The 13,871-nt window shown below is 72.7% G+C and carries 10 protein-coding genes; 7 read left to right on the top strand and 3 right to left on the bottom strand.

What is annotated here, in order from left to right; genetic code table 11:
• Together KIK05_RS04990 and KIK05_RS04985 are read left to right on the top strand one after the other, a co-directional pair.
• The coding region (locus KIK05_RS04990; RefSeq protein ID WP_214409321.1) for an endonuclease/exonuclease/phosphatase family protein at window positions 1-821 on the top strand (821 nt) is incomplete at its 5' end.
• A 23-nt stretch (window positions 822-844) separates the two neighbouring features.
• Window positions 845-1,900, top strand: coding sequence for a glycosyltransferase family 2 protein (locus KIK05_RS04985; protein WP_214409320.1), 1,056 nt, complete (start codon window positions 845-847; stop codon window positions 1,898-1,900).
• A gap of 117 nt (window positions 1,901-2,017) precedes the next feature.
• Here KIK05_RS04985 and KIK05_RS04980 read toward each other — a convergent pair whose 3' ends face one another.
• Window positions 2,018-6,841, bottom strand: coding sequence for a GH92 family glycosyl hydrolase (locus KIK05_RS04980; RefSeq protein WP_214409319.1), 4,824 nt, complete (start codon window positions 6,839-6,841; stop codon window positions 2,018-2,020).
• Between the two features lie 193 nt (window positions 6,842-7,034).
• On the opposite strand from KIK05_RS04980, the gene KIK05_RS04975 reads away from it, so the two are divergent.
• From KIK05_RS04975 to KIK05_RS04965, 3 genes are all read left to right on the top strand, one after another.
• On the top strand, window positions 7,035-7,382 hold the full coding sequence (locus KIK05_RS04975; protein ID WP_214409318.1) for an MmcQ/YjbR family DNA-binding protein: 348 nt from the start codon (window positions 7,035-7,037) through the stop codon (window positions 7,380-7,382).
• 456 nt (window positions 7,383-7,838) lie between these two features.
• Window positions 7,839-8,270 (top strand): DoxX family protein, encoded by a 432-nt coding sequence (locus KIK05_RS04970; protein ID WP_214409317.1) that lies wholly within the window; start codon window positions 7,839-7,841, stop codon window positions 8,268-8,270.
• Between the two features lie 62 nt (window positions 8,271-8,332).
• On the top strand, window positions 8,333-9,046 hold the full coding sequence (locus KIK05_RS04965; RefSeq protein WP_214409316.1) for a dienelactone hydrolase family protein: 714 nt from the start codon (window positions 8,333-8,335) through the stop codon (window positions 9,044-9,046).
• Window positions 9,047-9,053: 7 nt separating this feature from the next.
• Here KIK05_RS04965 and KIK05_RS48740 read toward each other — a convergent pair whose 3' ends face one another.
• Entirely contained in the window at window positions 9,054-10,010 is a 957-nt protein-coding gene (locus KIK05_RS48740; protein WP_214409315.1) for a discoidin domain-containing protein, read from the bottom strand.
• A gap of 13 nt (window positions 10,011-10,023) precedes the next feature.
• Entirely contained in the window at window positions 10,024-11,634 is a 1,611-nt protein-coding gene (locus KIK05_RS04955) for an alkaline phosphatase D family protein (RefSeq protein WP_250562206.1), read from the bottom strand.
• Window positions 11,635-11,850: 216 nt separating this feature from the next.
• Between KIK05_RS04955 and KIK05_RS04950 the strand changes: the two genes are divergently transcribed.
• Window positions 11,851-13,065 (top strand): cytochrome P450, encoded by a 1,215-nt coding sequence (locus KIK05_RS04950; protein WP_214409314.1) that lies wholly within the window; start codon window positions 11,851-11,853, stop codon window positions 13,063-13,065.
• A gap of 171 nt (window positions 13,066-13,236) precedes the next feature.
• Window positions 13,237-13,848 (top strand): TetR/AcrR family transcriptional regulator, encoded by a 612-nt coding sequence (locus KIK05_RS04945; protein WP_214409313.1) that lies wholly within the window; start codon window positions 13,237-13,239, stop codon window positions 13,846-13,848.
• Window positions 13,849-13,871 lie beyond the last annotated feature (23 nt).

The following is a 13,871-nucleotide window of genomic DNA, read 5'->3' as shown; positions in this document are numbered from 1 at the left end:
CGCTGGCCGTGGCCGCGCTCGTGCTCGGCGTGGGGCAGGCGGGGCTGAACCCGCCGTGGGGCGGCGGCGCGGGTCCCGCCCCGGCCGGCGCGCTCCACGTCGTCTCGTGGGACACCTACTGCTGGGACACCACCGATGACCCCGCGCGTTTCCTGCGGTACCTGAAGAAGTGGCGCGCCGACGTGTACCTGCTGCAGGAGCACGCCGGGTGCACCCCGGGCGCCCTGGTGCCGCTCGACGACGGCGAGCTGCTGCGGCGGGAGTTCCCCGGCGCGCACTTCGCCGTCGCCGACGGCCTCCTGACGATCTCGAGGTTCCCCATCGCCGCCCGGTCCGCGATCGGCGGCAACCCCAACCCGTACGCCACGAACTGGGACCACGCGGCGCTGCGCACCGACCTGCTGGTCGGCGGGCGCGTGGTCTCGATGTACAACGTGCACCTCTACGACATGCTCTACCTGAGCTCCAGCCCGCTGACCTGGCGGTTCTACCGCACCATCCAGACGCTGGACGCCGAGCGGGGGGTGCAGGCCGCGCGGCTGGCCGCCGACGTGCGCGCCAACCCCGATCCGGTCCTGGTGTCGGGCAACCTCAACGCGCTGCCCGGCACGGCCCACCTGCGGCCGCTGGCCGGTCTGCGCGACGCCGCGCGCTCGGGCGGCCCGCTGTACCCGGCGACGCTGACGTTCGCGGGCCTGCGGCTGTGGCGGATGGACTGGACGTTCACCTCCCCCGGCCTGCGGGTCCACCGTTACGGCCTGCGCTCGCCGGAGGGCCTGTCGAGCCACCACCTGCAGGACATGACCGTGTCGGTCAGCTGATCCCCCGGAAGGCGAGGTCGACCGTGGAACCGCACAACCCGCTCGTCACCGTGATCATCCCGAACTACAACCACGCCCGGTTCCTGCCGCTGTGCCTGCGGGCCGTGCGGGAGCAGACCTACTCCCCGATCGAGATCGTGATGGTGGACGACCGCAGCACCGACGAATCGGTGCGGATCGCCGAGTCGATGGGGGTCGAGGTGGTCAGCACCCCGGTCAACGGCGGCCCGGCGGTCGCCCGGAACACCGGGGCGGCCCGGGCGAACGGCGAGATACTGTTCTTCGTCGACTCCGACGTCGCGCTCGCTCCCGACGCGGTCGCCACCGCCGTGGCCCTGCTGGAGGCCGACCCCCGCCTCGGCGCGGCCTGCGGCATCGAGGACCCCGCGCCGCTGATCCGGTCGAGCCGCGTGGAGGACTACCGGGCGCTGCAGCACCACTACTGGTCGATCGGCTCGCAGGGCGAGGTCTCCTTCCTGTGGTCGGCGATGTTCGCGATCCGCGCCGGCGTCTTCGCCGAGGTCGGGCCGTTCAACCCGCGCCTGACCCACACCGAGGAGGTCGACTACGGCCACCGGCTGGGCGAGCGCGGTCACGGCGTGCTGCTCACCTCGGCCGTCCACGGCCGCATGGGCCACGACCGCGAGCTGCGGGCGCTGCTGCGCAAGCTGTTCCACCGCGGCCGCGTGCGGGTGCCCCTGTACGCGACCCGCCGCCGGTTCGCCCAGGGGTACGAGACGCCGGCGCGGGCGCTCGGCTCGGTGGCGGCGCTGCTCGCGGTGGCCACGCTGCCGCTCCCCCTGCTCCTCGGCCCCGTGCCGGCCGTCGTGCCGGCGCTGCTGCTCGCTGGCTCGCTCGCCTGCGACGCCGGCATGTACCGGTTCGTCTTCGCCAGGAAGTGCCCGCTGTTCGGCCTGTTCTTCATGGCGGTGCACTTCCTGGTGAACCTGGTGATCGTCGCCGGTGTGGCCGCGGGCGCGCTGCAGTGGCTGTTCTCGCCGCGGTTCCGGCGGATCTACGACGCGAGCTCGCCGGGCTCGCTCAGCTCCGCCGGCGGCCGGGCCTCCTCGGGCCGGTGACGACCGGCGGGGCGTCCTCCCCTCCCCGCCCGATGGCGCCTTCCGCCGGCGCCGGGGCGGCGGGGACGACGTACGGCGGACGCGGCGCCGCCGTACGTCGCCCGGCCACGGCCGGCCTCAGCCGGTCTTCTTCGTGGTGATCGTCACCCTGGCGAGCCAGGAGCCCCAGCCGTCCTGCGGGCGGCTGTCACCGATGCGCAGGTGGAACGTCCGCCCGCCGCCCGTCAGGTCGGCGAGGGGGAAGTCGTGCTTGCCCCGGTTCGACAGGTCGCGCACGTTGTCCGTCTCCTGCAGGATCGTGTGCCACGTCTGGCCGTCGGCGGAGGCCTGGACGAGGTACTGGTTGCCGATGTCCAGGGTCAGCGTTCCGCCGGCCGCGTCCGCGGGCACCTGGAAGCGGTACGTCGCGGTGCTCGCGCCGTCGGTGAAGCGGGCGTGGCCGTCGTAGACCTCGCCGTCCAGCTGGGAAGTGCCCGCGTCGAGGAGCCAGGGCGTCTCGGCGTCGGTGCCGGGCGTGAAGTCGATCGTGTCGCCGGCCACCGTGACCAGCGCCCTGGCCGCGGGCGAACCGTGGTCGGACGTCACGGCGAGCCGAACCGGGTGGCTTCCCGGCGCCGTGCCCTGCGGCACGGTCACCTGGAAGGTCACCGTCGTGGACCCGCCCGGGGCCACCGGCCCGAAGCTCGCGCTCGCGGGCTGGACCGTCCAGCCCTGCGGCGCCGTGGCGGCGACCTGCCCGCTCGCGGCCTCGGCGGCGTAGTTGGAGATGTTCACCGTCACCTGCGCGCCGTCCCCCGCCGAGACGACGACGCCCGCGGCGTCGAGGTCCACCGCCGAGGTGTCGGCCGGCCTCGGGTTCAGCAGCTCGACCTCCGACAGCGTCGTGGAGGCGGCGCCGCCGTTGCCGGTGACGCGGATCCGGTAGTACGCGTACGCGCCCGGGTGCTCGATCTTGAACGGCCGGGTCTGCCGGCGCCAGCGGAAGGTCTCGCCGTCACGCTGGTCCAGCGTCGTCCACTGGGCGCCGTCGTCGGAGCCCTCCAGCATCCACGCCCTGGGGTCCTCGGCCGCGGCCCCGGTGCCGGAGGTGAGGGTGTAGAAGCTCACCGCCTGCCCGGCCGGGAAGCGGTACTGGACGGACGGCGTGGCGCCCGGCAGGGCGACCTGCGTGCCGGAGTCGTCGTCGAACAGCCTGGTCACGTCCGTGCCTCCGTCCGCCGAGGCGGTGCCGCGGCCCTTGCCGGTGGCGTCGCCGAGCGGCGCGGGAAGCTCCTTGCCCTTGGTGATCGACGGCGGGGCGTCGTTCTCGCCGGTGCCCCAGCGCGACGGCCTGGGCCCCATGTCGAACTCCAGCACCCCGCCGCGGGCGAGGAGGTCGTGCGGCAGGTAGGTCCTGGTGTAGCGCTTCCCGTCGACCTCCAGCCCCTGCACGTACACGTTGCGGCCGCTGTTGTCCGGAGCCTTGACGACCAGCTTCCTGCCGTTCTCCAGGTGCACGGTGGCCTTGGTGAACAGCGGCGAGCCGATCACGTAGTACGGGCTGCCCATCTGCAGCGGGTAGAAGCCGAGGGCGCCGAAGATCTGCCAGGCCGACATCTCGCCGTTGTCCTCGTCGCCGGGGTAGCCCTGGCCGATCTCGCTGCCGATGTAGAGCCGCGACAGCACCTCGCGCACCTTGGCCTGCGTCTTCCATGGCTGACCCGCGTAGTCGTACATGTAGATGATGTGGTGGGACGCCTGGTTGCTGTGCCCGAGCTGCCCCATCCGCACGTCGCGGGCCTCGCGCATCTCGTGGATGATCCCGCCGTAGGAGCCGGGGAAGCCGGCGGTCTCCGGGGTGGCGAAGAACCGGTCGAGCTTGCCGGCCAGCCCGGCCTTGCCGCCGTAGAGGTTGGCGAGCCCCTGCCCGTCCTGCGGTACGTGGAAGGCGGCGCCCCAGCCGTCGGTCTCGGTGTAGTCGTAGCCCCACACGCGCGGGTCGTAGGACTTCGGCTTGACGCGCCAGCCGCCGTCGGCGTTCCTGCCCTGGAAGAAGCCCACCGCCGGGTCGAACATGTGCACGTAGTTCCGCGCGCGGTTCAGGAAATACTCCGACTCCTCCAGGTACCGCTCGCGGCCGGCGCCGGTGGCCTTGTCCGCGAGCCGCCTGGCCATGTTCGCGATGCCGAAGTCGTTGATGTAGCCGTCCAGCGCCCACGACATCGCCTCGCCGGTGGCGCCCGCCGGGGTGTAGCCGAGGAACTGCGAGGTGGACAGCCCCTTGCGGCCGACGTTGGGCGTCGGCGGGGCGACGGTGGCGTTCTTGAGGGCCGCCTCGTACCCGGCCTCGGCGTCGAGGCCCACGCCCTTGAGGTAGGCGTCGGCGAACGCCACGTCGGAGCTGGTGCCCACCATCAGGTCGGCGTAGCCGGGCGACGACCAGCGGGAGATCCAGCCGCCGTCCTTGTACTGCTGGACGAAGCCGTCGGCCATCTCGGCCGCGTCCTTCGGGGTGAGCAGGGAGTACGCCGGCCAGGTGGTGCGGTAGGTGTCCCAGAAGCCGTTGTTGACGTACACCTTGCCGTCGGCGACGGGCGCGCCGGTCTGGGTGGGCGTGCTCGCCGGGGTGGTCGTGGACGACTGCACCGCGTGCCTGTACACGGGGGCGGCGGCGGTTCCGGTGTTCTCGAACCCGGAGTTCGGGTAGAGGAACAGCCGGTACAGGTCGGAGTACAGGGTGGTGCGCTGGTCCTCGGTCGCGCCCTCCACCTCGATGACGCGGAGCTTGGCGTCCCAGGCCCGCCGCGCCCGCTGCTCGACCGCCTCGAAGGTGTCGGCGGGAGCGATCTCCAGTTCGAGGTTCCTCCTGGCCTGCTCGACGCCGATCAGCGACGAGGCGATCCGCATCGTCACGGTCTTCCCGGCGCCGGGGTCGAAGGCGAGGTAGCCGAGCACGTTGTCGCGGCCCTGCCCCGTCAGCCTGGCGCCGCCGGTGACGGGCCTGTCGAAGACGGCGTAGTAGAACATGCGGGTGGCGCCGGTCGACCCGCCGCTGCGCACGTCGGAGTAGCCGGTGACGACGCCGTTCGCCGTGTCGAGGGTGAGGCCGCCGTTGTCGTTCGCGTTGTCGAAGATCAGCTTGGCCGCGCCGCCGGGGAAGGTGAAGCGGAACATCGCCGCGTGGTCGGCCGGCGCGATCTCGGTCTTCAGCCCGTTCTCGAAGGTCACGCCGTAGTAGTGCGGCTGGGCGACCTCGTTCTCGTGCCGGAACGGCAGCGCCCGCGCGGTGCGGGACGGGTCGGGGGCGCCCTCGGCGGCCGACGGCATGACCTGGAAGGTCTGCCGGTCGCCCATCCAGGGGCTCGGCTCGTGGCTGGCGGTGAACGCCTGGATCTGCGGCAGGTTGGCGGCGTTGTTCGCCCGGTGGTACTCGTACAGCCAGCTCGTGGAGCCGGCGTCGGTCATCGGCGTCCAGAAGTTGAACCCGTGCGGCACCGCGGTGGCGGGGAAGTTGTTGCCGCGGGAGAAGCCGCCGGTGGAGTGGGTGCCGCGGGTGGTCACCACCTGCTCCGCCAGGCTCGCGTCGTCGCGGCGGGGGCCACGGCCCTCGTACGGCTGCCGCTTCCGCCCCGTGACGATCTTGATGTCGTCCACCCAGCCGCGGAAGGCGGCCGGCCCGGCGGGGCCGTCGTAGGCGACGAGGATCCGCTTGATCGTCCTACCCCGGGCGATCTTGCCGATCTCGGCCTGCTTGTAGTTCCACTGGTCGGCGTACAGGGTCTTGGACTCGCCCTGTCCACGCGGGCTGAGCGTGGCCCCGTGCTGGTCCTCGGCTCCGAGGTCGCTGAGGTAGGAGCCGTCGGAGAAGGCCAGGTCGACCGAGACGTAGGTGCTCGGGTAGCGCAGGTCGGCGGCGGTGAACTCGGGGAAGACGACGTAGGACAGCTCGGTGCTCGCGGCGACGGGGATGTCGACGTCGAACACCTTGTTGTAGGAGTGGCCACCGCTGCCGGCGGTGGTGGCGCCGCCGTACTGCAGCGCCTTCAGGCCGGTGAAGCCCGCCCTGGGCTTGGAGTCGAATCCGCCGTTCGGCCCGGTGCCGATCCGGCTGCGCATGTCGCTCGGCGGTTTGGGGCCGGTGTCGCCGTCGGACAGCTCCCAGTCGGCGAGCTGGAGGATGGAGGCGCCGCCGTTGCGGGTGACGTTCAGCCGGTAGTAGGCGTAGGCGGTGGTGTTGGCGAAGGTGTACTCCTTGCGCTGGAACCGCGAGCCGAACGTCTCCCCCGTCCTGGTGTCGAGGGTCGTCCAGGTCCGCCCGTCCTGCGAACCCTGCACCTGCCAGTCGCGGGGGTCGCGCTCGGGCGCGTCGTTGGCGGAGGTCAGGGCGTAGCGGACGACGGCGACCGGCGCGGCCGGCTTGTAGCTCACCCACGCGGTGCCGGTGAACACCAGCCACTTGCTGTTGGCGTCGAGGTCGGCGAGGTTCTCCTTGACCTCTCCCCCGGCGGTGTTCTCGCCGCTGGCGGTGATCTCGGTGACCTCGTCGTTGACGCTGCCCGGCATGCCACCGGGGGTGGTGCCGGTGACGTCGGCGGCCTTCTTCCCGCCCCTGCGGTCGGTCTCGGCGGTGTCGGTCCAGGTGGGCTGGACGTCACCGGGCTCGAACGAGGAGTAGAAGGCGGTCCCCTCGGCCTTGGCCAGGAGGCGGGCGCTCTGCGCCGACCGCGCGAGCTGCGCCTCGGGCGGGGCGGGCTCGGGCCGCTCGGGCCCCGGCGGCGGGCTGTACGACGGTCCGGGGGTCGGGGTGGCCAGGGGGCCCGGGTTCGGCACGGGGGTGGCCTGCGGGCCGGGGGTGGGCTCGCCCGCGAAGGCGGGGAGAGGCGTGGAAAGGGTGAGCGCGACGGCCGCGGAGGTGGCCGCCAGGAGGAGAGATCGGCGTCGTGGAGGGTGGGGGCGTTTCATCGCTACCTTCCGTGGGGGAACCGGAGGCGTTCGGACGCACGGCGGACGGGATCGGCGGGCTGTGGACCGGCACCGATGACAACGTTGTCAACTCCGTAACTGGTAGGAACCTCTCAAACGGCGATCACGGTGTCAAGAGCGCTCGGGTTTGGTCGGGCCGCGAACTGTCGGAGGCCCCTGATAGACGTGGTCCATGGGTGTGAGCGTTGACGAGTTCTACGAGATGCTGGGCCGGCTGCCCGAGGTCGAGCAGGGGCACAGCGGGCACGAGTGGGTCTCGCTGAAGGTGCGCGGCAAGGGCTTCGGCTACGTCTGGGAGAAGACGCAGACCGTGGGGCTGAAGGCGACCATCGAGGAGCAGATCGCTCTGGTGGCCGAGCGGCCGGAGGTCTTCGAGGTCCAGTTCACCGCCGGCCGGTTCGGCTGGGTGGTGGTGCACCTCGACAAGATCGACCCTGACGAGCTGTTCGAGCTGGTCACCGAGGCCTGGTGCCTCACCGCCCCCAGGAGGCTCGTCGACGCCCACGAGGCGGGTCGCTGAGAGTTCGACGGCGCCTCGGCGAGCGGCGCTCGTCCGGCCGCCGCCCTGGCCGGGAAAGTTTCAGCACCGTCCACCGCCGGCGCGGCGCCCCGTCCCGCCCGTGGCGGGCGTCCCCGCCGGTCACGGGCCTGATTCCCCCGGCGGGACGGCGGGCCGCGGCACACCGGCGGGCGGCGGGATGCCGGCTCGTTGACAGGGGTCACCCCTCCCCTGATTCTGGGGTGGCGTCGCCCGACCCTGTTCGCCGGCGAACGGCGCCGGGCGCGCACCAAGGTTCACGGATCACGGCCGTACGGGCCGGCGGCGCCCGAACACCCTTCCCGCCCGAGCACGGCGGCCCCGTGCGAGCACGCCGCCTCCAGGCCCGTGCGCACGCCCGTCCGGGACCACCCCACCCCCGGCCGGTGCGCCCGCCGTAGCGTCGTGTGCCGGCCCTCCGAGACCGAGAGGTGATCGATGAACGTCGACAGGTACGCCGGGCCGGTGCTCTCGCTGTTCCGCCTGGTGACGAGCCTGCTGTTCGTCTGCCATGGGCTGGCGTCGTTGTTCGGCGTGCTCGGCGGCAACCGCGGCACCGGGCAGGCCATTCCCTTCGGCACCTGGCCCACGTGGTGGGCCGCGGTCATCCAGCTCGTCTTCGGGGGGCTCGTCATGGCGGGCCTCCTCACGCGCGTCGCCGCGACGCTCTCGTCCGGCTCGATGGCGTACGCCTACTTCGTGGTGCACCAGCCGCACGCACTGCTGCCCATTCGCAACGGCGGCGAGCTCGCGGTGTTGTTCTGCTGGTCGTTCTTCGTCATCGCCGTGTTCGGCCCCGGCACCTGGGCGCTGGACGCGGTCGTCCGGCGGCACCGGACCACGCGGGCGCACGCGCCCGTCCCGGCCTGAGGCGGCGCGGGAACGAGGCGGACGGCCGATCTCAGCCGGCGGGCCTGCAATATCCTTGGCCGATGAACGCTCGGATCGACACTCTGACCACTGACGACGGCTCGTTCGACGTGCACGTCTGGCCGTCCGCCGAAGGAACCGGCCCCGGGATCCTCCTCGTCCAGGAGATCTTCGGTGTGGGTCCGTACATCGAGAAGGTCGCGCTCGACCTCGCCGCGCTGGGCTACGTCGTCGCGGCGCCCGATCTGTTCTGGCGCCTGCAGCCCCACTGGAAGGCCGACCACACCCCGCAGGGCGTGCAGGAGTCGCTCGACCTGGTGAGCCGCTTCGACTTCAAGCAGGGAGTGGCCGACTGCGCCCTCACCCTGGCCCACCTGCGCGGGCTCCCGGAGGTGACCGGAGGTGCCGGCTCGGTCGGCTTCTGCCTGGGCGGATCGCTGAACTACATGCTCGCCACCACCGAGCCGATGGACGCGGTGCTGTCGTTCTACGGCTCGGCCGTCCCCGACGCCGCCGGGCTGATGGAGCGGATCACCTCGCCGCTGATGCTGGTCTTCGGCGGCAGCGACCCCTACATCCCGCGTGACCAGGTGGCCAAGGTCGAGGAGGCGGCGCAGGGCCGGCCGAACGTGCGCATGTACGTCGCCGAGGAGGCCGGGCACGCCTTCCACAACAGCGAGGCGCCGATGTTCCACCACCCGGAGGCCGGGGCGCGCGTGTGGAGCGCGGCGGTCGACTTCCTCACCACCCACCTGCCCCCGAAGCGGCCGGCCTGAGGTCCGCTCAGGGGCCGTACGCCTCGACCTCGACGACGCGGCTGTAGTCGCCGGCGCCGTTGGCCGCCAGCGCGGAGACGCGGACGGCGTCGGCGGTGACCGCCGCGAAGTCCGACCGCGTCCTTCCGGCGGTGTTGCCGCGCACCCGGGCCACGGTCCGCCAGGTGCCGGCCACCCTCGCCTGGACGTCCCAGTCGCGCAGCCCCACCGTGGCGGCCGGGTGGCGCGGGGTGTCGAGGGTGTAGAGGTCGACGCGCGCCAGCCGCCTCGGCCCGCCGAGGTCGATGTCCAGCGTGTCGGGCCAGGCCCTGAACGTGGCGTCGTTCCAGCCGTTGCCTCCGGCCCAGCCGCCGGAGCCGCGGTCGCCGTCCACCACGCTGCAGGCGGGGTAGTTGGCGTTGACGTTCTGGGAGGACGCCCTGACGGGCCGTCGCAGCGCGAGGTTCCCGCCGTCGCCCGGCCGGTCGGCGGCGACCACGGAGACGGGCACCCTCAGCCGCCGCCCGCCGGCCCTGAGGGTCAGGTCGTAGGTGCCGGGCGGGGTCGTGGGCGGGACCCCGACCAGCACCTTGGCGCTCAGCTCGTACCCCGCCGGGAGGTAGCTGGAGATCATCGACCGGGAGGCGGTGAGCGGCGGGGACACCTCCAGGAACAGGTCCGCGAAGCCCGCCCTGGCCGACTCGTTGCGCGCCCCGAGCTCGATCGCGGCCGGGCAGGCGGGGTCGACGCCGAGGGGGGCGACGAGGGAGGCCGCGCCGGAGACGGGGACCAGCCCGCCTTCACCCCCGGGCCGCCCGGGGCGCACGCGCACCGACGGCCCGCCGGCCGAGGTGCCGAACGCCGCCTCCGGGGGGCGCGGGGCGGGCGAGGGGGCCGGGGCCTTCGGCGGCGTGCAGGCCGTCACGGTGAAGACGGCCAGCGCGACCACCGCGGGGTGCCGGCGCGCGGCGCGGGTTCCCTTCACGGCGTCCCGGCCCTCACGCCACGCCGAGGCCGGGAACGCCGTCGAGCGCGACGAGGCTCGCCCGGGTCGACACCGGGGCGCCGGGCCGGTCGACGTACGGCACCACCTTGTAGTCGGCCCGCCACCGCTCGCCGGTGATCTCGCAGCTGACGTAGCCGCGCTGGTAGCTGGAGAACCTGATGTGCGGGTTGGCGGGGTCGTGCCCACCGGCGGGCACGCCGCCGGTGGGGTCGCCGTTGCCGCCGCTGGTGACCGAGGTGCCCACGAACTCCACACCGACGGGTACGGACGAGGGGTCGTCGAAGTTCGTCCTCAGTTCCCCGGCGAGGTTGTAGTGAATGTCCCCGGTGAGCACGACGGGGTTGGCGACCCGGCGTTCGGCGATGCCGGTGAGCAGGCGGCCGCGGGCCGCCTCGTAGCCGTCCCAGAGGTCCATGCTGAACCTCCGGGCGGGCCCGGGGTCGAGGTCCAGCCGGCACATGGCGATCTGCTGAGCCAGCGCGTTCCACCGCGCGCCGGAGGCGGCGAGGCCGTCCAGCAGCCACTTCTCCTGCGCGTCGCCGAGCATCGTGCGGGCGGGATCGAGGCGGGCCGCGCAGCCGGTCTGCTGCCCGTCGCCGCACGCCTGGTCGTCGCGGTACTGGCGGGTGTCCAGGACGCTGAACTCCGCCAGGGTGCCGAAGCGGAACCGGCGGTAGAGGCGGACGTCCGGGCCCTGCGGCGGCCTGGGCAGGCGGATCGGGAGGTTCTCCCAGTAGGCGCGGAAGGCGTTGGCCCTGATGACGAGGAAGTCCTCCTCGGTGACCTCGCCGCCGGGGCCGTGGCGGCCCGCCCAGTTGTCGAGCACCTCGTGGTCGTCCCAGGTGACGATCCAGGGCGCGGCCTGGTGGGCGGCCCGCAGGTCGGGGTCGCTCTTGTAGAGCCCGTACTGGACACGGTAGCGGTCGAGGGTGTCGCACTGGACCCGCAGCCGGTCGGGCACGAAGGTCCTGCGGTTGCCGCCGGTCTCGACGATGCCGTACTCGTAGATGTAGTCGCCCAGGTGGAACACCACGTCGGGGTTCTCGGCGGCCAGGTGGCGGTAGGCGGTGTAGAAGCCGTCCTGCCAGGCGGCGCAGGAGGCGAACGCCATGAGCAGGCGGGTGTTCCGGGCGTCCGGGCGGGGCGCGGTCCTGGTGCGGCCCACGGGGCTGATCTCCCCGCCGTGGCGGAAGCGGTAGAAGTAGTCCCGGGCGGGCTTCAGGCCGCGCACGTCGAGGTGGACCGAGTGGCCGTACTCCGGGAGGGCCCAGGCGGAGCCGTGCCGGACGCGGCGGGTGAACGACTCGTCCTCGGCGAGCTCCCAGTCGACCCTGAGCCTGCCGTACGGCATGCCGCCGAGGGGTTCGAGGGGGCGGGAGGCCAGGCGGGTCCACAGGACGACCGCGCCGGGCAGCGGGTCCCCCGACGCGACGCCGAGCTGGAAGGGGTATTCGGCCGACCGCGCGGGGGCGGACACCGGCGTCCACGGGTCGGCCAGGCGGGTGGTGAACGCGACGGCGAAGGCGGCCCCCGTGACGCCGAGGAACCGGCGGCGCGAAGCACCGCCGCTCAGCGTGCGGGCGAGCAGCCGGGCGTCGTCCATGGGCCTCTCCGGGGTCGATCTTCTGCAGCCCACACTTATCAAGATCTACGCGCCTCCGCCCACCCTTCCGGTCCACGAGCCGGCGGCCGCCTCGTTCGGCGGGTGTTCCGGGTACGGACTCTCCCTCGTCCTGGGAACGTCACCTTCAAGGCGCTTGCCTTATTTAAGGCACTCGACTTACATTGAGGAAGATCTTCTACGTCGAGGAGGGCGCAGATGACGGCCGAGGCCATCCCGGAGTTCCCTTTCAAGAGCGACAAGCCGCTGGAGCCGCCGGCGGAATGGGCGGAGCATCGCGGCAGATGTCCGGTGACCCACGTCCGGTTACCGAGTGGCGACGTCGCGGGCCTGGTCAGCGGGTACGACGACGTGCGCACGGTGCTGAGCGACCAGCGCTTCTCCCGCAGGCTCGACAGGGAGGGCGCCGCGCGGATGGCGACCACCGAGGACGGCGGGCTGTTCAACCGGCCCCAGATGGCCGGGGTGGACATCTCCGAAGGCGACGGTCACCGGCGGTGGCGGCGGCTGCTCAGCCGCTCGTTCACGGTGAAGAAGATGGAGGCGTGGCGTCCCACGATCCAGCGCATCGCCGATGACCTCATCGACGGCATGGTCGCCAAGGGCTCGCCCGCCGACATCGTGGCCGACCTCGGCCTCCCGCTGCCGGTGCGGGTGATCTGCGCCCTCGTCGGCGCCCCCGCCGAGGACCAGGACCGCTTCGCGCACTGGTCGCAGGTCAGCCTGACCCTGACCCGCTACACCCAGCAGGACGTCGACCGGGCGCAGGCGGAGTTCTACCAGTACGTCTCCGACCTGGTCGAGCGGAAGCGGGCGAACCCCGGGGACGACCTGCTGAGCGAGCTGACCACGATCTCCGACGCCGAGGACGGCCGGCTCAGCCACGAGGAGCTCATCGCCACCGTGCGGGGGCTGCTGGTCGCCGGGCACGAGACCACCTCGAACATGATCGGCAAGATGTCGGCCATGCTCCTGGCCGACCGCCGTCACTTCGAGGCCGTCGTCGACGATCCGGACCTGGTCCGCGGCACGGTCGAAGAGGTCCTGCGCATGGACACCAACCTGGGCTTCGGCCTGCCGCGCTACATCAGCGAGGACATCGAGCTGAGCGGGATGACGGTGCCCGCGGGGACGACGCTGATCGTCAACTCGGGGGCCGCCAACCGCGACGAGCGCAAGTTCGCCGATCCCGACCGCTTCGACCCGCGCCGCGAGCCCAACCAGCACATCACCTTCGGCGCCGGGCCGCACTTCTGCCTCGGCCAGACCCTCGCCCGGGTGGAACTCCAGGTGACGCTCGCCACCCTGGCCCGCCGGCTGCCGGCCCTGCGCCTGCGGGACCACCCGGACGACCTCCGCCTGCGCACCGGCCTGGTCACCGGCGGCTTCCAGGACCTCGGGGTAACCTGGTGACCTGATCCCTCCGCCCGCCCCGGGGCCCGCGGGTCTCCACGGGCGGAGGACGCGACGACGAGACCCCGCCCGCGTTCCCGGGCGGGGCTCCACTCCCGAGGAGGTCCGGACATCGCTCTCGGCCCGGTCGCCCCGCCGTCCCCCCGCGCGGTGCTCGCTCAGGACAAGCTGATGCGCACCGCGGAGCGCCTGTACGCCGAGCACGGCTTCGCGGGCGTCTCGGTGCGGCAGATCGGCGAGGCCGCCGGCCAGCGCAACAAGTCCGCGGTGCAGTACCACTTCCACAACCGCGACGAGCTCATCAAGGCGATACTCTCCCGCCACATCGCGGCCGTCGAACGGCACCGCATCGCCATGGTGGAGGCCCTCGCCCCCTCCGGCGCGATGTCCCTGGACGACCGCATCGGCTGCGTCATCCTGCCGACCATCGAGCACCACATCGAGCTCGGCACCCCTTCCTGGTACGGCCGTTTCCTCGCCCAGGTGGTCGTCGAGCCCGGCCTGCGCGACTACGCCATCCAGGAGACCCTCGGCACCCCGTCGCTGCGCCGCCTCCAGGAGATCGACTCCCCCTGGCGTGACGGCCACGACCCCGAGGTCGCCGCGCAGCGGGACGCGATGATCCGCCAGCTCACGGTGCACATGTGCGCCGAGCTCGAATACGACCTGGCCCACGGCCGCGTCCCCGCGTCCTCCGCCGAGCAGTCCTGGCGCCGCCTCGGCGCCCACCTGATCAGGGCCGTCTGCGGCCTCTCCACCGCTCTCCTCGGCGACAGGTCCTGAGCCACCTCGAGGGCGGCGCTCGT

Origin of the sequence: Sphaerisporangium fuscum (assembly GCF_018531465.1) — a bacterium.
Taxonomy (GTDB): Bacteria; Actinomycetota; Actinomycetes; order Streptosporangiales; family Streptosporangiaceae; genus Sphaerisporangium; species Sphaerisporangium fuscum.
The sequence above is the reverse complement of the archived record's forward strand: the minus strand, read 5'-3'. Positions and strand labels throughout refer to the sequence as shown.